Raw genomic sequence first — 20,380 nt, 5'->3', positions numbered from 1 at the left:
GCTAGTTGTCATCCTTTCGAAGCGATTTTAGATAAGGTTTGGGATCCACGCTTTCTCCGTTTTTGAGAACCTCGTAATGAAGATGTGCACCCGTACTGCGTCCTGTGGATCCGACTAAGCCGATGGTATTGCCTTTTTCAACGGAATCGCCTTTGTTCACAAGAATTTTATTTAAATGCATGTACCAGGTGCGCAAGCCCTTGGAATGCTCAATCACAATGTTGTTGCCGTGGTATATGTCTTTGCCTGTTGAGACGACTTTGCCATCTGCCGTGGCGTAGACGGGATCGTTCTCGTGGGCGCCGAAATCAATGCCAGAATGATAGCTGGGAATCTTGGTAAAAGGGTCCGAGCGATAGCCGAAAGGGGAGGTAACCACCTTCGTGCTCGTTGGCCACAGCGTTGGTGTAATCCGCAGTTGCTGCTGCTTCGTGGCGACTTTCTCTTTCGTTGCTGTCAAATTCGTCTGAAGCTCCTGGACTTGACCGTCCAGCTCGTTAAGGGAAGCCAACGTTTGCTGGCCCAGCTTCAGAATCATTTCATCCGAAAGGGGATTAGGACTTCCCCCCATTCCGGTAGAAGCTTCATTTGCATCGGTCGGCTGTTGGTCATCCTTTCTAGCGGATGAGCTCGCTACAGCCGTGTTACTTGGCTCAGGATCGATGCCTGCGATCGATTTGAGGTCGCTTTCGAGCTTTTTAACTTCTTCGACTTTCGATTTCATCTGTTCAGCTTGTTGGGAGAGCTGAATCACTTCGTTCTGCAGCTTCTGGATGGCTGCATCTTTGGACGTTAATGTTGCGCTCCATTGTTCATTAGCGCCGCTTAGCTTGGAGGCTAAGTCATTCGCCTGTTTCAACGAGTGGGCGTGCATCATATAAATCGTTATAGAAATCAGCAACAGCATGGATAAGCACGCTGCAGCGAGATAGGCAAATAGATGGGGAATGCGAAACCTGACGACCGCTTGATTAGCATCAGGAATGATAACCAGTGTCAGTTTCTTGGGTTTCCACTTAAACTTCATAACGGCTAGTTAATCTCCTGTCGTGGTTGATTTTGGTAAAGGTCTGTACATTATTCGTCATTTTGTGATAAAAACCTGCCTTCCTGACTACTAGTCCTAGGAAAATGAGTCTAAAGTAGGAAGGAATCCTGTCGGATCAAATCGAATCTACTTACACAATTACAGAAACGCTGTAGATTTGGAGTGGAGGCACACATGATTAAGCTTGCAGGAATTGATATAGGGAACGATAGTATTAAATTGGTAATGGATGGGTCTAGAGAACCGCTCGTGATTCCGAATATTATTGCGCCTGGCTACGAAAGACATATTTTGCAAGAAGAAGATTCTCCATTGAAAGCATTGGATGTCGTCATCTACAGTCCGAGTCTTTCTCAACGGAATCAGAGATATTTCGTCGGGCAGCTTGCGCTGGAGCACGAAGATAATCTGGAGCTGGAAGACACGGACAATAAAGCGCTATCGGATCAATCTCTTGTTGTTGCTTTAACTGCACTTGCTTATCAGGGCCTTACGAATCAAGCGGCTAACCCTGGCTACGGCAACGTGGATGAAGTGGAATACACACTTGGAACTGGCTTGCCTGTGCGTTCCTTCCCCAAATACAGTCAAACCTTCGAGCACAGACTGCTCGGTGAGCACGAAGTAACGTTTCTATCTACACCGCAATTCCATAATCGCAAAATAAAAGTATCGATCCGCAAGGTTGCCGTCTCCATTGAAGGTGCGGCGGCGGTATTCCATCTGGCTACGCATGACAGCCTGCAGGTGAAAGACGAAGAAATCTACAACGGCTGTATTGGTGTATGCGAAATCGGCGCGTTGACGACAGATTTCCCTGTGATTAAGCGCATGGCGATCGATAACCATTTCAGCCATGGCGAGCAAATCGGGATGGCGATGTATCTGGATGCCATCATCCGTGATGTGGAAGATGCCTACGGCCATCTGTTCCCAAGCCGAGCGAAGCTCGCGCAACGCGTGAAGAATCGTCAATTCACGATTCAATTGCCTGGTGAAGGCCAAGTCGATATTCGGCCGATCGTGGATCAGCATTTCCGCCGCGCAGCAGTGCGCATGGTCGAGATGATCAAGAAACGCTGGCGCAAATGCCCAGACATCCAATGCTTCTATGTGATTGGCGGCGGGGCTTCCGCGCTGAAACCGTACATACAGGATGCAGCGGGTGCGATGAAACTGCGGTTTACGAACGACAGCGAATACTTGAATGTGAATGGCTACTTGAAAGTAGCAAAAAGCCGATTAAACCAGTCAGTACCTGTTTAGTGTTGAGAAGCACCTGCACAAGCGGGTGCTTTTTTTCAGTTTTATAAGCATTCCTCCAATACAAAATTAATCAAATATACTATTCATTTCCAGATTTAACTTGCTTCAGCTTTGTCAATTCCATGTACGTCGTGGCGGTGCTTAAGAGTAGACACACGCAAAAGCACATCGCACAAAGCTTGCCCATCCATGGTAATGACATGCCAAACATCAGCCCAGTGAGCACACAGACTACGCAGAGAATGAGCAGTACATTTCCCGACCATAACCATTGGGTAAACGATAAGCGGCTAGATAGCTGTCCCGTCTTATGCTGATTGTTTGCAGTTCCTGAAGTCCCTTGGCTTCCTGTAATCCCTAGCCCTCCATTGTCTGTTGGCGCAGAAGTCGCATCGGATGCATTGTTAGCTGCAGCCTTGCGTTGTTTCAATAGCCCTGCGATGACAAGAACCAGCATGAGCAGAGGTTGATAGGCAAGGACAATGACGGGAGAAGCGAAGTTAGAGAAAGCGAGCAGCTCTGTGGTGCTTTTAAATGAAAGAATTGCACTTAATGTGATCAACAACGCGATTGGTTTATTAATAACAGGATAGTTGCGATCATTAACCAGGGAGCTTATGCCGATTAAGAAAGCAAGATATATCGCGATGTGTTTACAAGTAATCGTTGGAAACCAAATCATCAGCATAATGAGATCTACGCGATCGAGAAAGTCAGTTACGTGAATCATTTGAACCAGATTATAAGTCGGATAAGAAAAATTGGCAGGCATCATTGGACCGAGAACTGCGATAATTAAGAATAAAATGAGTGTAAGCAGGAAAAATCCAAGCAACGAGCCGTGCCGAATCGCAGATCGCACATGTTTAGCATTACTAAGCAGATGAAGAAACGCACCCAGAATGAAGATATCGCCTGCGCTTCCGATCGTCAGGATGGAGCTGGCAAACCAATGCTGAATGGGCATCGTCATGGCTGGCGTAAGAAGCCGCAGTTGGATTTCGTTAGAAAGAAGTAATGGCATGATCATAACAGTACAAACAAAGAGCGGATAAAATAAGTCGTTCACACGTGCGATGACCTCAACACTCGATTTGCCAAAATACATCAGCAGGACACAGGTAAGTAAAATGAGTATTTCGAGTGGTGTTACGCGCAGCAAGAGCGTTGTATTAAACCTTGATATAGAGGAAATATCTCGAATTTTTATTTGCCAGAAGTGAAAAAGAATCAATAAATTGACAGCGGTACCCGCCCATTTCCCCAGCAGTAACTTGGTAATTTCGAATATATGGTGTCCAGGAAACAGTTTGACCAGATAGCCAAAAAAGGCGGCGATCAAAAACACATAGAAAATCGAAAGCAAGTAGGAGAACCAGGCATCCATTTGATTAATTCGAACTAATACATTCTGTAACGTGAGGATACCTCCGCTCGTGACAACGGATGAGGTCAACCAGGAGAGCTGACGCATGTTTATGACTTGCTTCGTATCGATGAAGATCACCGCCTTTCTAATTAAATGCCAAGAACACGCGCGAACCAAGGAGTCACTACTCGGATGAAAAAATAAGTTGGCATGGGTATATGTACTTGAAAATATTCACAGAAAAATATAACAAGGATCAAACAAACGGTCAGCCCATAGATGAACTTGTTGCCCGCTCTTGCCATTCGCAGCATGCTGCGATCGATGAGGCAGGTGCCTGCAACGATGAGGAGAAATAAGATCATGAAAATAGGATTCATGGGCTACATCCCTTCTGTCGTCACATTGCGATTAATGACGCCTGTGTTGGGAATGGAAGCTTTGACGACAATATGGAACTCCGCTTCTTTAAAATAATGCTCCCAATCACCTTCGAACTTTTCTTTCCACTTTTTCGGATACGAGCGCCAGACTTTAAGTCCGAGTTGTGCTGAATCCGTACCTTCCTTTTGCATCTGTTTAATCGAAGCTACTATGGCATTTTTAACTTGCTCTGCGAACTTATCTTCGATCGTACGAAGAATTTCGGCGCGGTATAGATCCTCATTCGAGTGGTCTTCTACAACAATGCCTTGTGCTTCTGCGTCTACATTGAAAGTAATTTTATCGTCATGTAGTTTTGGCGTGATCTTTGATCTTCCGCCATGGACAGCAATCGTAATCAATTTATCGTCCGAAGCTGGAAAAGTGAACTGCTGCTGTTTCACTTGATTGAGCAGCCACATCAGTCCATTCGCTTCTTGTTTCTTATAGAGCCCCACCATGCGGTCGCTTTTGAATTGTACATAGCCAGTCAGCTGCATTTCTTTCGATGGGTTCGTAGCTGCTTGTCCCTCTGCTGGTTCAATATAACTCATAATCGGATCACTTTTGAAACTTAACGTAAGACCAATTTCTTTCGTAGATGTTGGCAGGGATTGTCTGGATTTAGCCAACTCGCGAATCACTTCTGCAGGAAATCGTTCGAACCTTGGTTCTGTATTTAGAAGGTCATATCCCTTGCCTTTCGTAGCGACTAGAAAGGTAGTCATCCGATTCTCTGGCGAACGTGGGAGGGCATCGAAGATGGAGTTAATCCCTGATTTAGCTAGTTTCTCACCAATAACGATCGTTCTTCGATGGGCTAGAAAGATACGCCTCGCCGTCCGCTTTTGAAGTTTACCTACCGCATCGCGAAAAGTCATTCCTACCTCCGAATCGATGTAATAGCTCTTGCTGCCTCCCGTACCGCCGCCTCCGCCGCTGGCGCCGCCCATACTGCCTGGAAGAGGAAACATATAGGCTACGCGGTACCTGCCGTCATCTTCCAAGTCGGCCGAAGAGGTAAGAACAAAGGCAACATCGTTGGTTTCTGTACGATCCCAACAACCTGTAAGCAGCGTTGCTGTGAGTAGTAGGGTCAAAGGAAGTGAGAGACGTCGTCTAAGAAGACCCATTCGATTGCTCCTCCTGACTGGCTTTGTGTTCATGCTCAATGGTACTGCCGTTAAGGCCCCCTTCTTTCAGGATTTGATCTGGAAGTTTATTGTCCAAGGAGATCCCATCTTGAATCGCCATAAATTCGGGCCGTTTCCGATTGAGCCAGAGAGGCGCACGTACAAGGACATCTTTCATATCGCTGGAGGATAATGGGCCGACAGGTGATAAATAAGGGACCCCGAACGAGCGCAGATTCGCCATGTGCCCCATCAAGACCATGAGCGAGAATAAGATACCGAAGAATCCGAAGAGGGATCCCGCGATTAAAAAAGGGAAACGCAGCATGCGAATCGCGATCGCTCCGTTAAACCGAGGAATCGTAAACGATGCGATACCTGTAATGGAAACGACGATAACCATCGGTGCAGAGACAATCCCTGCTTGAACAGCTGCTTGTCCAACCACAAGCGCGCCAAGAATGGAGACGGCAGATCCGACGGCTTTCGGCAGTCGGATCCCTGCTTCGCGCAAGGCTTCGAACGTTATTTCCATGATGAAAGCTTCCACAACGGAAGGGAATGGAATCGCTTCGCGCGATGCGGCAACACTGAGCATCAACGTCGTTGGCAGCAAGTCTTGATGATAGGTCGTAATCGCCACATAGAGCGCCGGCGTTGTTAACGAGAGAAACATGAAGACGTAGCGGAGCAGGCGTAAGAACGAGCTAATCTGAAAGCGTTCGTAGTAGTCTTCGCTCGTTTGCATAATTTGAACGAAGACGAAAGGCGCGATCAGCACAAATGGTGTTCCATCCGTCAAAATAGCAACACGTCCTTGCAGGAGCGCAGCCGCAATGACATCAGGACGTTCCGTATATTGCATCTGTGGAAACGGTGAGTACGCGTCGTCTTGAATGAGCTCTTCGAGCATTCCCGATTCCAAAATGGCATCGATCTTGATGAGCTCAATACGCTTCACCACTTCCTCGACAAGGGACGGCATCGCCAAGTCTTCCATATAGCAGACAACTAGATTCGTATTGCTCTCTTTGCCGACGCACATCGATTTCATCTTGAGCCTCGGCGTCTTCAACTTGCGGCGGATCATGGACGTATTCGTTCGAATGCTTTCAACGAAGCCTTCTTTAGGTCCGCGCACGACTGTTTCAGTCTCAGGCTCACCGACGGAACGTTTCTCTGTTCCACGAATTCCGAGCAGTACAGCTTTCGCATTGCCTTCGACAAGCAAGGCAACGTCACCGCCTAGCACGGAAGTGAGCAGATCGCCGTAATTATCGGATATCTGCGTTTGCGAAACAGGAAGAATGAGATTCGCAATCCGGTCGATGGATGTTTCCCCGCCGCCGATGAGCATGAGCGATTTCATCGTATCATTCAACAGCTGGGTATTCGTTAGTCCGTCAACGAAAAGAAGCAGCGCAGGAATGTGCGGATCGATTTCAAATTCGCGGACAACTACATCCGAGCATTCTTGGAAGATGTCCTTCAGAAAGGCATGATTAGTATCCAGAAGAAGCGAGAGCTTCGTATGTTTCAAGTTTTCAATAAACGGGTAATCCAGCGCTTGATCCAACTCAGAAGGAGGATTGGCTCCATTGGCCGACGCAGCGGGTCGTTTATGCAATAAGCGTTTCATGAAATCATTCGGTGTTTTCGCCATCGAAGAGCTCCTCCTTCCAAGACTTCCCAGTCGAGCTGAATAAAGATAGGAATGCGTAGATTATATTCTGCGAAAGTGCAGGATTTTATTACGAAAGTTGGAAAAATTTAATTATTACTGCGCCGTATTACCTCGTGGGTATAGCACTAGAAGCATTGGCAAAAGCTATCACAGCATGAAAATGCAGGATAGGGGATGTTACTTGTGATTTGGCTCGTTATGATATTGTTGTTATTCATTTTCCAAGCGGCTACGATTCTAATTAGCGAATATAGGCGGCCTGCTAAGTCGGTTGCTTGGCTCAGTATTTTGTTTATTTTTCCAATCATCGGATTTGTTATGTATTATTTCATTGCGCGGGAATATGTGAGACGGAAGAAGGTTCATCGTGGGCAGCGTGTAGCGGGTGTGTGGCCGAAGGGGCAGGAGCAGTTAGCTGGGTCAAAAGAAAGCGATCACTGGCTTCCTGATAATCCGCGGCTGCGGGACTGGCTCCGACACGTTCCAGAAGCTCCGATAACCGAGCATAATCAGGTTGAAGTCCTGACAAATGCGGATGTTACTTACGAGGCGATGCTGCAAGAGATTGGAAGAGCAACAGATCACATTCACTTCGAATTTTATACGATTCGGGACGATGCCATCGGCAAGCGATTTCAAGAGGCGCTCATTCGCAAAGCGAAGGAAGGCGTGGCTGTTCGAGTCATTTACGATGGCATGGGGAGTCACACCCTTACCAAGTCGTACATTCGTTCATTGCAAAAAGCGGGGATTGCGGTATATCCCTTCTTAAAGCCCTTGATCGCTTTTTTTGATCAAAGAATCAACTATCGGAACCATCGTAAAATTGTCGTCGTGGATGGGTTGGTTGGTTTTGTTGGCGGGATTAATATCGGTGCTGAGTATGTCGGCGGCAATCCGAAGCTGGGCTTCTGGCGAGATACGCATGTCAGGCTGCATGGGGATGCCGTGTATGAACTGCAGAACACGTTTCTTACAGACTGGTATTTTGTAAGCGGTGAAAGCATTGAGGCGAGTCGCTACTACCCAGTACATACTGTGCAGCAAGTCTCTTCCGTTCAAGTGATTGCTAGCGGTCCAGATGCGAGATGGGATGCGATTCAGGAAATGTATTTCGCTGCATTAATCGCCGCGAAGCAGCGAATCTGGATAACGACGCCATATTTCATACCCGATCCGAGTATTATTATGGCACTTAAATCAGCCGCGATTAGCGGCATTGATGTGCGTGTGATCTTGCCCTATGTGGCGGATTCGCGCATTGTCCAATATGCTTCGAAGTCATTCCTGTATGAGTTGCTGCAAGCGGGTGTGCGTTTTTACTGGTACCAGAAAGGGTTCATTCACGCCAAAATCATCCTAGTCGATGAAATTATGGCAACGGTCGGAACGGCAAATGTGGATATGCGCAGCTTCTTCAGTAACTTCGAATTAAATGCAGTGATGTTTGATCTTAACGTCATGAAACGGCTGGAAGCGGACTTTCAGATGGACTTGAAGGATAGCACAGAGGTGATGCTGAGCGAATTTGAGAAGAGGTCTCGTGGGGAGCAAAGAAAAGAGCGGATTGCCCGCTTATTATCGCCTTTATTCTAGAGTAGTTTCATATGGAACTACTCTTATATTTTACTAAGAATTGTATCTAAATTTTGAGGCGCTACCCGATCGATTAAGTCCCCGTAAGTCCGTAAACGATTCATTATGGTTAATTGATTGAACTCCCGCGGTCGCGGCCGCAGTTCGACTTCCTTCCACAGAAGCGGCGTCGAGATTGTGGCGTCCTTCGTAGCGCGTGGCGTGTAAGGGGCAGAGAGCGTTTTCCCGTACCAATGCTGGAGGTAATCGATATAAATTTTATCCCCGCGATTCTTCTTGAATCGTTCAATCGTAAACAGCTTCGGATGTTTGTTCACCGCATAGGCTGCGATGAAATGACCGATCTTCCGCAGTTCCTCGAACGTATAACCGCTCTGAATCGGGATGTAAATTTGTACACCTGTGGCACCAGAAGTTTTAGGAACAGATTGTATGCGCAGTGAATCGAGCACTTCACCGATAATCTGCGCAGCTTCCATGATGCGCGGCTCTTCCTCCAACGTAGGGTCGATATCGATGAGCCATTCTGCAGGCAGCGTTTCCCCGATGTGATGGAAGGACGGATGAAACTCTAGGCATGTCAAATTCCCCAGCCAGATGAGCGTAGATAGGGAGTCGAGATTCACATATTGAATGCCATCGAGCGGTGCCAAGTTAACGAAACTGGGTACGGGGTCGGGGGCGTTTTTCTGATAAAAAGACTTATCATCGTACCCATGCGGATATCGGATCGTCGTTAAATGCCGATTGCGGCAGTAGCGCAGGAGATAAGGGGCGAGCTCGCATAATTTGGCCAAATAATCCGCTTTCGTAATCCCTTGTTCAGGCCACAGCGGCTTGTTCGGATTCGTTATCGTGAGCTCGTTGCCTTCAACCAGCAAGGTGCCTTTTTCTGTTTTGTAGGCCATGTGGCGCTCCTCCTTGAGCGATTGTCGTTGTTTCAATTATTGCCTTGCGGGGTGATTCTCAAACGGAGATTGAAATATACCAATATACTGTATTGTTTGTCCCTATCAATCAGTAAAATGTTGCATTTACTATGAATGTAAGATTCCTAATAAAATTGGAAGTGATTCTATGGTAATGCGCACAGACAGGCTTAGAAAGAAATGCGAATGTAAGGGATGTTCAGATCAAATCGTTTTGGCTCGAATTTGCCCTAAATGTAAGATGAAACATAGTCACGTTACGATTCCTGAATTGTTTAATTCCAAGACCGTCAATACGCCAGAATGTTTTGAAGTGAATGGTGTCAAATATTTGACAACTTCAGGGAAAGGGGTTACCCTCGAAAACAATGTAAAAGGGGCTTATACATTGATATTGGCAGATACACAGTCGCGCTCGTCGATGGATGGCTTATTTTTTACATTTTTTGCAATTGACAATACAGGTACATTAATTTCACTTATTTTTATTGTTGCAACCGCCCCGAATTTTGTGAAAGTTATTCCATGCTGTAATTCTGATAGTTCTCATAAGAAGCCAAGCAACGACCACTTTTCCACTCTTCAGAACGCTATTGAATCTTCAACGGAGAAGCTTTATGCGAAAAGGATTACCTACCATGCTGATGGTAGAATTGAAGAAGAAGACATTAGCGGCCTTTTGAAACGATCGAATGCATAGAGGAACGATTGTTTAATGACAATCGGAAAAACACCGCCTATTCATATTCATAAGCGGTGTTTCTTTTGGTAGGAGTTTTAGGTTCCAGTTTATTTTAGTGATCATACAGGTAACAGCCTGTTCCATTGCTTTATGATAGACATATAGTAGAATTAATTCAAGTTGAATGGGAGTGAGTTATTCAATGGGTGTTCTTTTTAGACGAAAACATAGCAAATGCAAAAAATGCCGCCATAAAGTCATTCCGAGAGGAATTATTGTGATGTGGAGTGGATCCATTCGTAATATTCCAAAGGGTTGGCGTTTGTGTAACGGAACCAAAGGAACTCCTGATTTACGGGATCGGTTTGTATTAGGAACTGGTACTACTTCAGAAATTGGAAAAAAAGGCGGACGAAACAGCGTTGTGTTGACTGTGGATCAGCTTGCGCGTCATTCTCATACAGGTTCTGGTACAACAACAGCAGATGGGCTTCATAGTCACTTCGGTAGGACAACAGAAATCGGCGATCATCGTCATTCGTTTACTTCAGAAAGAACAGGTTTTCAACTATTTAGAGTTGGCGGTGACGCACTAGCTACAACGCCAGGAAGTAAATTTATTAATGCTACTGAGCCGGCAGGTGGGCATTTCCATGATTTTACAACAAATTTAACCGGCGTACATTCCCATGATTTTAAATTTGATACAAACAAAGTAGGTCAATCAAGCCCTATTGACATAAGGAATCCTTTTTTCAAATTAGCGTTTATTATGAAAGTGCGCTGTCGTCATAGAATGAATCACCATAAGATTCTCAAGAAAATAAAGTTGAGAAATCCGGGAAAATAAAATTGTTAAGGGGTGTATAGGAAGAACTATACACCCGAGATAGTGTTGGTGGCTCATCTGTGTTTATATCAGTAGTTAATTAAACGATATTCCCTTAGGTATCAGGTCATCGATCGTGATAAATATTCGAATAGCTATCCTCAGTTCAGCTGCTTTACGAGTATTTCCAGTTCTCTGCAAAAGGATTGCGGCTCTTTGCAGTTGTTTTATTGCCGTTTTAACCTCTTTTCTTGCATGAAGCATGTTTCCTTCTGCCTTGCGTATTAGGCATTCAGCTTTTCTTCTTTGACATTGTACTTTGTTTTTACCGTTCATCTATTCCCACCTCTTTTTTTCTACTAGAATAGAATATGATATGCGGGTTGAGCGTAAATGGAAACGGTATAAACATATAAATCTTCTCTATATGTGTCTATTACGACGAATGTACAATCAATACAAACTATTACCTCATATAATAGCTTGAATTCTAGTTTATGAGGAGGAGAGAGTATGCCATTTTCCAAACGTTTTCAGCCTAAGCGAGTTACGTTTCGACAATTTCTCATTTCATCGATCGGCGATCAATTGTTTCTAAATGAGAGAAACAAAAAAGCATTTTTTTCCGTGATCACAAAAGTAGGCTTAACAACCGTCGTTGCAGAATCTGCTGACGGTGGGGAGTTTCCGACAAGAAGAATTAAGATATCGAATATTGTAGCAATTAGCAAAGAGATTCAACCGTTTAAGAGCAACTGTCGGGTAGCTATTCGAACCAAAACTTTGGGTGTGATTAAAGGGTTTAATCTTCGAATTTTTGCCGATTTTGTTCAACTGAGTACCATATCTCCCCCACAAGAGCAAGGGCAATCAGAAATTTTCTTCCGAACATCGATTCCGCTGCGGGAAATCATTCGTATTAAGAAATGTGGATGTGCAAGAAAAAAGAAAACCTCCAAATAATAAGTTGTACCAAAGATGATCTCTGTATTGAACAGGGGTCATCTTTTTAGAATTTTGGGCAGTACCAACCATCGTTTGTCGTGATCGCACAATGGCAAGACTAGTTAGCACGCTATAATCATGGTAAAGGAGGCTATGCCGCTATGGAGGTTAAACCTGTGGTTCCGTTCGAGCCGATTCAATTGGAAACTCTGCCGACAGGGCCGAATTGGGTTGCCCAGATCAAATGGGATGGCGTCCGCATGCTGACCTATTACGATGGGCAGGAGGTTCAATTGTGGAACCGCCGCTGCCATGCGCGATCTGAACAGTACCCCGAACTGCTGGATATCCAGTCCTATTGTTCCGCGAAATCGGTTATTTTGGACGGGGAAATCATTGCGTTTGATGGAATAAAACCGACCTTCCACGAGATCATGAAGCGTGAATCCCTTCGCAAGAAGCAAAGTATTGAGCGCGCCATCGCTCAGACGCCAGTCACTTATATGATTTTCGATATCCTCATGTGTAATGGCAAATGGCTGCTGGATCAGCCGTTATCCGCCAGGCAGCAGGTCTTGCATGAAGTCATTCGACCGAGCACGCAATTCCAGCTTACGCCTAATATGCCAGATGGCAATCAACTCTATGAGGTGATGAAGCAGCACGGTATGGAGGGAGTGGTCATGAAGGATCTGAACACTACCTATGCGCTAGGTGGAAAGGATAAGCGGTGGATCAAGAAAAAAATCTTCCATGATCTCCACGCGATCATCGGCGGTGTCACGCTTCGCGCAGGTATCGTGAATGCTATCCTGTTAGGTCTGTTTGATCGGGAGGGGCGCTTCATGTACATCGGACATGCAGGAACAGGTAAGCTCAGCCGCGCGGAGTGGCGCGATTTGACTACACGTGTCGAGCCGCTCGTGATTGCACAGAAACCATTTGTGAATGAGCCGGAGCGGAGTAAAGAAGCCATATGGATTAAACCAACATTTACGGCCAAAATCCAATACATGGAGTGGACCGCGGGCGGCACGATGCGCCATCCGAGTATACAGGCGTTCACACAGGTGGCGTTAGCTGGATGTACATTTGATCAGTTGGGGTGATGCCACCCCACCAATCCAATCTCTATCCCACATCAAAAAGCCCCATCCACATGTGGATAGGGCTCAGCAGGACTTGAACCGATGCTAGGTGACGGGCTCCTTGGCCTTACGCGCTCGAGGCTTCGCCGCGGGTTTCTTCGTTGCACTCTTTTCCATCGTTAACGATGCATCTTCGCCCAGCACGACTTTCTCCTCTGGCGCTTTGGTTGCATCCAAGCTCGCTTGCAGGGCCGCCATCAGATCAACGATACTTGTCTTCTGCACCTCAGGTGAGGACTGCACCTCTTCGCCAGCAACTTTGTGGTCGATGGCCTCCAGTAACCGAGCGCGATATTCATCCTGATACTTCTCCGGCTCAAAAGGGGTAGAGAGCTGACTGATCAGCATTTTCGCCATTTCCATCTCTCGTTCATTCACGACGACCTTATCCGGCAGGTTAGGTACTTGCGAAATTGGACGAATTTCATCGGGATAGAAAATCGTCTCCATCGCCAAACAATTCTCGATGACACGAATCGCAGCTAATGAGCTTTTGGAGCGGATCGACACCTTAGCGATCCCGATTTTACCCGTTTGACGCATCGAGTCGAGCAGCAGATTGTACGCGCCAGCGCCAGTGTCGCCAGGGCCGAGGTAGTATGTCTTTTGAAAATAAACAGGATCAATATCCGTCAAATTGACGAAGTCGAGAATTTTGATTTCTTTGTTGGTCTCGCCAGAGATCGTTTCAAGCTCATCCTTTTCAAAAAGGACGAAGCGTCCAGGCTCGTATTCATAGCCCTTCGTGATCTCTTCCCACTCTACTTCTTTCTCGCAAGTCTGGCATTTCCGCACATAGGATAGCGGTGTAATACAAGTTTTGTGAATATAGCGCATGGAGATATCCTTATCCTCCGTGGCCGAAAACATTTTAACAGGCACATGAACAAGCCCGAAGCTAATCGCGCCTTTCCACACCGTATGCATCGTTAATTTCCTCCCCAACTCACGTCATTGTACTAGTATTCTCTTGATGAACTGCCTTTATACGGCAGCGATTTACGAGAATGGTTTGCAGCTCAATGGGAAACGTTATAAGTGCAACTCTGCATTTGCATAATCCAAAAAAAAGCGAACTAAGGAGGGATTCACGGATGGCATCTCAATCGGATTTGTCGCAAGACACGAGTAATGAAGGTAAAGATGATCATTTCATGGACATTGATCGCATGATCAATGAGGGTCTTGGGGGTGGCAATGTCACCATGCACAATGGTCTAATTGACCACTCCACCACGGATACGATGGATCATCCGGAATCCGTTATGGATGCGCCATGAACGTTCACCGCGCTCAAGAAATTTTAGCTGCCGAAGAGAAGATTGACGTAGAATGTAGCGGAGTTGCCGTCTGGATCGACAGTGTGGACTCTGGCAAAGGTCTTGTTAAAATTCATGCGGAACAAAATCCCTCAGACGCTCGCGTCGTTCCCGCGCAGGAGCTTGAAGAAGTCCAATAAGCTTCCAGCTCGATGGAACCCAAGAAAGCCTTCTCCGATTTTGAATCGGGGAGGGCTTTTTTCGAAGAGAGTACTGCGAGTTATTTAGGTCGGAAGGTTGCTGTCACCTAGGGGCGAAGACTATAATAGGTACAGTACGCGCAAACGGAAGAAAGGGATGAGATCACTGACTACTACCACGTATAGGTTTCATTCTCTGCATGAGGAAGATACAGATCGACTCGGACGTCTGTTGGCTGCCTATTTGCGGCCAGGGACGGTTGTCACGTTAGACGGAGATTTAGGCGCGGGCAAAACGAGATTCTCCCAAGGCTTTGCAAAGGCGATGGGGATTTCGGAACACGTGAATTCGCCTACGTTCACCATTATCAAAGAATACGAGGGAGCCGAGCTCCCTTTCTACCATATGGATATGTATCGCATTTCGCAAGAGGAAGCCGATGAATTAGGCTTAGAGGATTATTTCTACGGAGCGGGCGTGACTTTGATTGAGTGGTCAAGCTTAATTGAAGACCTACTGCCGCCGGATAGACTGCGTATCACGATCACCCAAGAGGGAGATCTAACCCGTGTATTCCACCTGACGCCATACGGCTCGCCGTATGAGGACTGGTGCGCACGCATGAAGGAGAACGGACATTTACAATGACAGAACGTGAAATGAAACAAGGTCGATGCCTAGCCATCGACACATCAACATCAGCCATGACCGTGGCTATTTTGGAAAATGGTCACCTTCTTGGCGAGATTAGCTCCCATGCGGAGCGGAATCATTCCATTGGGTTGCTGCCGCACATTCAAGATTTATTAGCTCGGTTAGGAATGAAGCCACGTGACCTTCGTTTCGTCGCAGCCGGACAAGGGCCAGGTTCGTATACGGGGGTTCGAATCGCAGTTTCCGTAGCGAAAACATTTGCTTGGTCACTAGGATTAGACCTAATTGGTATTTCGAGTTTAGAGGCAATGGCTTTAGGTGGTTCTGTAAAGAACGACTACCTGACAGATGGGATCACATGGGTGATTCCACTTATGGACGGCCGGCGTAAACAAGCATTTACAGCGGTGTATCGCTACGAAGGGGCAACCGCGATTACAGCTGACAGAGCGCCTGATGCAAGTTGGACGGAAGTGCTGGCTGACGGGATTCGGGTCATCGGTGCATGGACAGAGCAGGTGCTTACTCTCGCTAAGAGTAACACGTCTGAAGCCCCAACTCACATCGTGTTCGTTGGTGAAACAGCGGGCTTCGCAACGGAGCTTGAGCGTTTTGCAAGTGAATTTACAGGCCAGGTTAGTGTGATTCCATACGGCATCGAAGCTGAATATATTGGACTGCTGGCTCATCCGAGATATGCTCGAGGAGAGAGGGCTGACGTTCATACCTTTGTGCCGAATTATACAAGACTGCCAGAAGCGGAAGCGAATCTACTCTCGGGTCTGCAGACGAAGAAAGGGGAGCTTTGATCATGGAGCAGCGACAACCGCAAATCACCCCAGACACGTTGGTCTTTCGTTCAATGACGATGGACGACATTCCGTATATTTGCGAAATCGAGCAGGAAGCCTTTACAACGCCTTGGACGCGGGGAGCTTTTGAGAACGAGCTGCTGAATAATCAATTCGCCCATTACATGATCATGGATATCGGTGGCGAAGTGGCTGGTTATGGCGGCATGTGGCTCATTATGGAGGAGGCTCATGTCACGAATATCGCTGTGAAGCATACGTATCGGGGGCAGAAGCTCGGCGAACGATTGCTGCGCGAATTGATGAAAACCTCCGCATTTCTAGGTGCGATCCGAATGACGCTTGAGGTGAGGACCTCGAACATTGTGGCGCAAAATTTGTACGAAAAACTAGGCTTCCGTTCCGTTGGCGTACGCAGAGGCTACTATACAGACAATCGCGAGGACGCTGTCGTCATGTGGGCAGACCTGCCCAAACGTGGTAGAAAGGATAGTCTCAGTGACTGAGGCTTTCAGATAGGTGAACAATGTGAGTAACGAAGATCAACTACAACACGAACAAGCCAGCACGGACAAGCCCGTGTATATTTTGGCGATTGAGACAAGCTGTGATGAGACTTCCGTAGCGATTGTTGAAAATGGCAAAATTATTCGCTCGAACGTCATCTCCTCCCAAATTGAAACCCACCAACGCTATGGTGGCGTTGTTCCTGAAGTGGCTTCCCGTAAGCATGTGGAGTCGATCACATGGATGCTGGAAGAAGCCGTTGCGGAAGCGGGCGTTTCGCTGCAGGAGCTGTCCGCGATAGCAGTAACCGAAGGCCCCGGATTGATCGGGGCCCTGCTCGTCGGCGTCGTCGCTGGCAAAGCACTCGCTTGCGCTCTAGACCTCCCGCTTATTGGTGTTCACCATATCGCGGGGCATATTTACGCCAACCAGCTCGTGCATGAGCTGGCGTATCCTTCGATTTCGCTCGTCGTGTCCGGTGGGCACACCGAGCTCATTTTGCTCGAAGGCCCCGGCCAGTTCCGTTTCATCGGGCGTACGCGCGATGATGCGGCCGGCGAGGCCTACGACAAAATCGCCCGGGCCATGGGCTTGCCCTACCCGGGCGGCCCGCATGTGGATCGGCTTGCACAGGAAGCCGATTCCGAGATCAAGATGCCTCGCTCCTGGCTCGAGGTAGACTCCTACGACTTCAGCTTCAGCGGATTGAAATCCGCGGTGCTGAACGTCGTCAACCAGAGCAAGATGCGCGGCGAGACCGTTCAAGTAGCGCAGATTGCCAAGGGCTTCCAAGCATCCGTCATCGACGTGCTTGTGGAGAAGGCAGGCCGCGCCGTGCAGGAGTTCGGCGCGAAACAGCTCTTGCTCGCGGGCGGCGTGGCCGCGAACAAGGGGCTGCGCAGCGCGCTCGCAGAGCGCTGCGAGCAGCTTGGCGTGCCGCTGCTGGTGCCGCCGCACAGGCTGTGCACGGATAATGCGGCGATGATTGCCGCTGCTGCTTTCCTGAAGTGGGACAAACAGGAATTCGATGCGATGGACCTGAAAGCAGAGCCGCAGCTGAAGCTAGAAGAGTGGTAAGCATCGTTGCCGCTGGAATTAAATTAAATTCTCAGACAACGGTATTGACTTTGAAAAAAGTGCATACTATAATCACAATCAATACTTTCAAACGCAACGAACGGGAATAGTAAGGCACGATCAGTTTCGCTCAGAGAGCTGTGCGCTTGGTGAAAGCACAGACGAAACGTCACCTGAACTCGCCCGGGAGCGGTAGGACTGATAAGGATGCTAAAGGATCCAGCACCCAAGTAGGTCTTGACGGTTGACCCCCGTGATCAGGTGCTGAGTGGTTTCGAGCGTAACAGCTCGGATCAATGAGAGTGGTACCGCGGAAGGTTCAAGCCTGTCGTCTCTTTTTATAAGAGATGGCAGGCTTTTTTGGTCGTTCTGGAAGCTCGGCGGTATGCGCAGACCGCACAAGCGGACGGAGCAGCGACCAGCTGCGGTATAAGTTAGCCGTCAGATTCACCTATCAAGCACATGCCAATTACAGTCAGGCAACAACACATAGAATAACGCGATGAACAAGAGTAGTAAGGGTCACTATGTCTACGGTACAGAAAGCTGCGGGTTGATGCGACGCAGACCGAGATTGCCCTGAACTCGCTTGGAAGCGGCCATCCTGATCGGTGCTGTGCACTGTTAGGGATGGACGGATAACCTCCGTGATCGGGTGATGTAGCGAGCAGCATGCTAGCTATGTCTGAGGTGGGCTCCATTATGGGGTCAACAAGAGTGGTACCGCGCTGGGTAAAGACCCATCGTCTCTTATGTGGAGATGATGGGTCTTTTTGTCGTTGGTGAAAAGGGTGCTGCAGTCACGAATCACATGTCCCTGAACCGTTGTCGCCAGCCGAAATGATGAAATCCATCACTACAGCCGCACAATCAGCGCGATCTCGCTCTGAAGTGATGAAACTCACGCTTAAATTCAGATTATCAACCGTCTCTAGATCGCTAGATGTAACAGGGCTAAACGCCCCATATAAACCGCCCGCAACGGGCCAACCTTAGGAGGAACTACCCATGGAAAATAAAACAAACCGACGCATTCGCATTTTCGATACAACCCTACGAGATGGCGAGCAGGCTCCAGGAGCGTCCCTGTATCCAGAAGAGAAGATCCGTATCGCAAGACAACTCGCAGCGATGGGCATCGATACGATTGAGCCAGGCTTCCCGATTTCGAGTCCTGGCGATTTCCAAGCGGTTCAGCAGATTTCGCGGGAACTGCAAGGCATTGAAATTTGTGGCTTCGCCCGCGCGGTCAAAGCGGATATCGACGCTGCAGTCAGAGCGACACAGGACGCCGCTTCAAGACGTATCCACATGTTCCTATCTTCCTCGGACATTCACCTTGATTTCCAGCTGCGCAAATCGCGCCAGCAGGTTGTGGAGATGGCTCGGGCCATGGTCGGCTATGCGAAGCAATTTGTCGATCGGATCGAATTCTCACCGATGGATGCTACTCGAACGGGGGACGAATTTCTTTTTGAAGTGCTCGAAGCAGTGATTGCCGAAGGCGCAACGATTCTGAACATCCCAGATACCGTGGGCTATGCGCTTCCTGAAGAGTATGGCGCGATTTTCCGCAGAGTGCGTCAAAGCGTTAGAGGCGGTGATACGGTGGAATACAGCGCACACTGTCACAATGATCTAGGGCTGGCGGTTGCCAACAGCCTTGCGGCGATTGCGGCAGGCGTCACCCATGTGGAAGTTACGGTTAACGGCGTAGGTGAGCGCGCAGGCAACTGTTCACTTGAGGAGCTCGTCATGGCGATAGAGACTCGAAAACATACGATGGGGGTGGAGACGGGAATTGTGACGAGCGAAATTTTCAACACGTCCAAAATGGTCTCCCGCATCATGGGCTTCCCCATTGCCTACAACAAGCCGATTGTCGGCCGCAATGCGTTCCAGCATGAAGCGGGCATCCATCAGGATGGACTGCTGAAAAACCGCAACACCTACGAAATTATGGACCCTGAAAAGCTCGGCATTCCGCGTTCCATGATCATACTTGGCAAGCATTCGGGACGTCACGCCCTGAAGCATCGCGTAGGTCAATTCGGTGTCGAGCTTACAAGTGAAGAACTAGATGCTTTGTATACTCGCTTTAAAGAAAAAGCAGATGAGCAGAAGATGGTGACCGACGATCAGCTGATGGAGCTGGTAGGTGCAACGGTTGATGGGCAAATGGAGCCATTCACGCTGGCTCATATGCAGGTGATCTCAAGCAGTGATCGCAATCGTGTCGCTTCTGTCGCTGTCAGAAACAATCAGACTGGTGTAGAAAATGTCTACTCCGGCACAGGAGAAGGGCCGATTGAAGCCATTGTCCACTGTCTGCAGCAAGCGATCCCGATGGACGTGGTGTTTTCGGATCTGGAGCTGCACTCGTTGTCCACAGGGGAGAAAGCGACCGGCGAGGCGGAGGTTACAATTACAGTAGGCGACCAAACCTACAAAAACACAGGGATCGACCAAGATGTGCTCGTCGCCGTAGCCAAGGCGTTCATCTCAGCTTGCAATCAAGCGATTCGGATGCAAAATAATGCGACAACAACGCCTGCTGTGGAGACATCGTCGGCTTCGTAATCCACAATCTCAACGAGTTTCGCATAAAATTGTGAGAAAACTTAGTTATATACACAGCTTGTTAACAAGGTTATACACATATCCTGTGTGCATTGTGTATAACTAAGGAAAATACCGTCGGATCAACCTTTCAAAAACAGTCGAGAAGAGGATAACTTTTCTACAAAAAAATGTGGACAATGTGGATAACCTTGTGGAAAAAGAGCGAAAAGCTTGATGGGAGGCGGTTTTCGCCTCC

General features: G+C 47.8%; 21 protein-coding genes and 2 other annotated features. Of the genes, 13 read left to right on the top strand and 8 right to left on the bottom strand.

The features are described from left to right. Position 1: 1 nt before the first annotated feature. Positions 2 to 1,027, bottom strand: coding sequence for a M23 family metallopeptidase (locus MJB10_RS22940; protein WP_314798938.1), 1,026 nt, complete (start codon positions 1,025 to 1,027; stop codon positions 2 to 4). A gap of 195 nt (positions 1,028 to 1,222) precedes the next feature. Between MJB10_RS22940 and MJB10_RS22935 the strand changes: the two genes are divergently transcribed. Then, positions 1,223 to 2,314: a ParM/StbA family protein gene (locus tag MJB10_RS22935; RefSeq protein WP_314798935.1), complete on the top strand. Its 1,092-nt coding sequence runs from the start codon at positions 1,223 to 1,225 to the stop codon at positions 2,312 to 2,314. A gap of 79 nt (positions 2,315 to 2,393) precedes the next feature. Here MJB10_RS22935 and MJB10_RS22930 read toward each other — a convergent pair whose 3' ends face one another. From MJB10_RS22930 to MJB10_RS22915, 4 genes are read right to left on the bottom strand one after another with little or no spacing between them, the layout of a single operon-like run. After that, positions 2,394 to 3,788, bottom strand: a complete 1,395-nt coding sequence (locus MJB10_RS22930) for a GerAB/ArcD/ProY family transporter (protein ID WP_314798932.1) — start codon at positions 3,786 to 3,788, stop codon at positions 2,394 to 2,396. A gap of 44 nt (positions 3,789 to 3,832) precedes the next feature. Continuing rightward, positions 3,833 to 4,063, bottom strand: a complete 231-nt coding sequence (locus MJB10_RS22925; RefSeq protein WP_314798929.1) for a hypothetical protein — start codon at positions 4,061 to 4,063, stop codon at positions 3,833 to 3,835. A 3-nt stretch (positions 4,064 to 4,066) separates the two neighbouring features. Then, positions 4,067 to 5,239 (bottom strand): Ger(x)C family spore germination protein, encoded by a 1,173-nt coding sequence (locus MJB10_RS22920; RefSeq protein WP_314798927.1) that lies wholly within the window; start codon positions 5,237 to 5,239, stop codon positions 4,067 to 4,069. Continuing rightward, positions 5,226 to 6,902 (bottom strand): spore germination protein, encoded by a 1,677-nt coding sequence (locus MJB10_RS22915; protein ID WP_314798924.1) that lies wholly within the window; start codon positions 6,900 to 6,902, stop codon positions 5,226 to 5,228. Before MJB10_RS22915 ends, MJB10_RS22920 begins: the two co-directional genes overlap by 14 nt. 204 nt (positions 6,903 to 7,106) lie before the next feature. Here MJB10_RS22915 and cls point away from each other — a divergent pair, with 204 nt between their 5' ends. Further along, positions 7,107 to 8,519, top strand: coding sequence for a cardiolipin synthase (gene cls, locus MJB10_RS22910; RefSeq protein ID WP_314798921.1), 1,413 nt, complete (start codon positions 7,107 to 7,109; stop codon positions 8,517 to 8,519). 23 nt (positions 8,520 to 8,542) lie between these two features. Here cls and ligD read toward each other — a convergent pair whose 3' ends face one another. Continuing rightward, the gene (gene ligD / locus MJB10_RS22905) at positions 8,543 to 9,427 is read right to left on the bottom strand and encodes a non-homologous end-joining DNA ligase (RefSeq protein ID WP_314798918.1); all 885 of its coding nucleotides are present in this window, start codon (positions 9,425 to 9,427) and stop codon (positions 8,543 to 8,545) included. 262 nt (positions 9,428 to 9,689) lie between these two features. Between ligD and MJB10_RS22900 the strand changes: the two genes are divergently transcribed. Next, entirely contained in the window at positions 9,690 to 10,148 is a 459-nt protein-coding gene (locus MJB10_RS22900) for a hypothetical protein (RefSeq protein WP_314798916.1), read from the top strand. 184 nt (positions 10,149 to 10,332) lie between these two features. Beyond that, positions 10,333 to 10,980: a hypothetical protein gene (locus tag MJB10_RS22895; RefSeq protein WP_314798913.1), complete on the top strand. Its 648-nt coding sequence runs from the start codon at positions 10,333 to 10,335 to the stop codon at positions 10,978 to 10,980. A 75-nt stretch (positions 10,981 to 11,055) separates the two neighbouring features. Here the strand turns inward: MJB10_RS22895 and MJB10_RS22890 are convergent, their stop codons facing one another. After that, the gene (locus tag MJB10_RS22890; protein ID WP_314798910.1) at positions 11,056 to 11,295 is read right to left on the bottom strand and encodes a hypothetical protein; all 240 of its coding nucleotides are present in this window, start codon (positions 11,293 to 11,295) and stop codon (positions 11,056 to 11,058) included. Positions 11,296 to 11,472: 177 nt separating this feature from the next. Between MJB10_RS22890 and MJB10_RS22885 the strand changes: the two genes are divergently transcribed. Further along, positions 11,473 to 11,922, top strand: a complete 450-nt coding sequence (locus tag MJB10_RS22885) for a hypothetical protein (RefSeq protein WP_314798906.1) — start codon at positions 11,473 to 11,475, stop codon at positions 11,920 to 11,922. Positions 11,923 to 12,065: 143 nt separating this feature from the next. Then, a complete protein-coding gene (locus MJB10_RS22880; protein ID WP_314798903.1) occupies positions 12,066 to 13,013 on the top strand; it encodes an ATP-dependent DNA ligase in 948 nt (315 codons plus the stop codon). A gap of 84 nt (positions 13,014 to 13,097) precedes the next feature. On the opposite strand, the gene ku is transcribed toward MJB10_RS22880, so the two are convergent. Then, the gene (gene ku, locus MJB10_RS22875) at positions 13,098 to 13,979 is read right to left on the bottom strand and encodes a non-homologous end joining protein Ku (RefSeq protein WP_314798900.1); all 882 of its coding nucleotides are present in this window, start codon (positions 13,977 to 13,979) and stop codon (positions 13,098 to 13,100) included. Between the two features lie 167 nt (positions 13,980 to 14,146). On the opposite strand from ku, the gene MJB10_RS22870 reads away from it, so the two are divergent. The 7 genes from MJB10_RS22870 to MJB10_RS22840 all read left to right on the top strand — a co-directional run bounded on the left by MJB10_RS22870 (position 14,147) and on the right by MJB10_RS22840 (position 20,142). After that, positions 14,147 to 14,332 carry a hypothetical protein gene (locus tag MJB10_RS22870; protein WP_314798898.1) on the top strand — a complete coding sequence of 62 codons (186 nt, stop codon included), beginning with the start codon at positions 14,147 to 14,149 and terminating at the stop codon, positions 14,330 to 14,332. Beyond that, positions 14,329 to 14,511: an H-type small acid-soluble spore protein gene (locus MJB10_RS22865; protein ID WP_314798896.1), complete on the top strand. Its 183-nt coding sequence runs from the start codon at positions 14,329 to 14,331 to the stop codon at positions 14,509 to 14,511. The genes MJB10_RS22870 and MJB10_RS22865 overlap by 4 nt, the downstream gene beginning before the upstream one ends. 157 nt (positions 14,512 to 14,668) lie before the next feature. Next, on the top strand, positions 14,669 to 15,160 hold the full coding sequence (tsaE, locus tag MJB10_RS22860; protein ID WP_314798893.1) for a tRNA (adenosine(37)-N6)-threonylcarbamoyltransferase complex ATPase subunit type 1 TsaE: 492 nt from the start codon (positions 14,669 to 14,671) through the stop codon (positions 15,158 to 15,160). Continuing rightward, positions 15,157 to 15,975 (top strand): tRNA (adenosine(37)-N6)-threonylcarbamoyltransferase complex dimerization subunit type 1 TsaB, encoded by an 819-nt coding sequence (gene tsaB, locus MJB10_RS22855; protein ID WP_314798890.1) that lies wholly within the window; start codon positions 15,157 to 15,159, stop codon positions 15,973 to 15,975. Before tsaE ends, tsaB begins: the two co-directional genes overlap by 4 nt. Positions 15,976 to 15,977: 2 nt before the next feature. Then, complete coding sequence (rimI, locus tag MJB10_RS22850) at positions 15,978 to 16,484, top strand: ribosomal protein S18-alanine N-acetyltransferase (RefSeq protein ID WP_314798888.1); 507 nt, start codon at positions 15,978 to 15,980, stop codon at positions 16,482 to 16,484. A 22-nt stretch (positions 16,485 to 16,506) separates the two neighbouring features. Then, positions 16,507 to 17,562, top strand: coding sequence for a tRNA (adenosine(37)-N6)-threonylcarbamoyltransferase complex transferase subunit TsaD (tsaD, locus tag MJB10_RS22845; RefSeq protein WP_314798886.1), 1,056 nt, complete (start codon positions 16,507 to 16,509; stop codon positions 17,560 to 17,562). Positions 17,563 to 17,649: 87 nt separating this feature from the next. Beyond that, positions 17,650 to 17,901: a binding site (T-box leader), on the top strand. A gap of 154 nt (positions 17,902 to 18,055) precedes the next feature. Next, positions 18,056 to 18,316: a binding site (T-box leader), on the top strand. Positions 18,317 to 18,570: 254 nt separating this feature from the next. Next, positions 18,571 to 20,142, top strand: coding sequence for a 2-isopropylmalate synthase (locus MJB10_RS22840; protein ID WP_314798885.1), 1,572 nt, complete (start codon positions 18,571 to 18,573; stop codon positions 20,140 to 20,142). Positions 20,143 to 20,380 lie beyond the last annotated feature (238 nt).

Origin of the sequence: Paenibacillus sp. MBLB1832, assembly GCF_032271945.1 — a bacterium.
GTDB lineage: Bacteria > Bacillota > Bacilli > Paenibacillales > NBRC-103111 > Paenibacillus_E > Paenibacillus_E roseopurpureus.
Note: the sequence above shows the minus strand (reverse complement) of the source record. Positions and strands in the feature narration are given on the sequence as shown.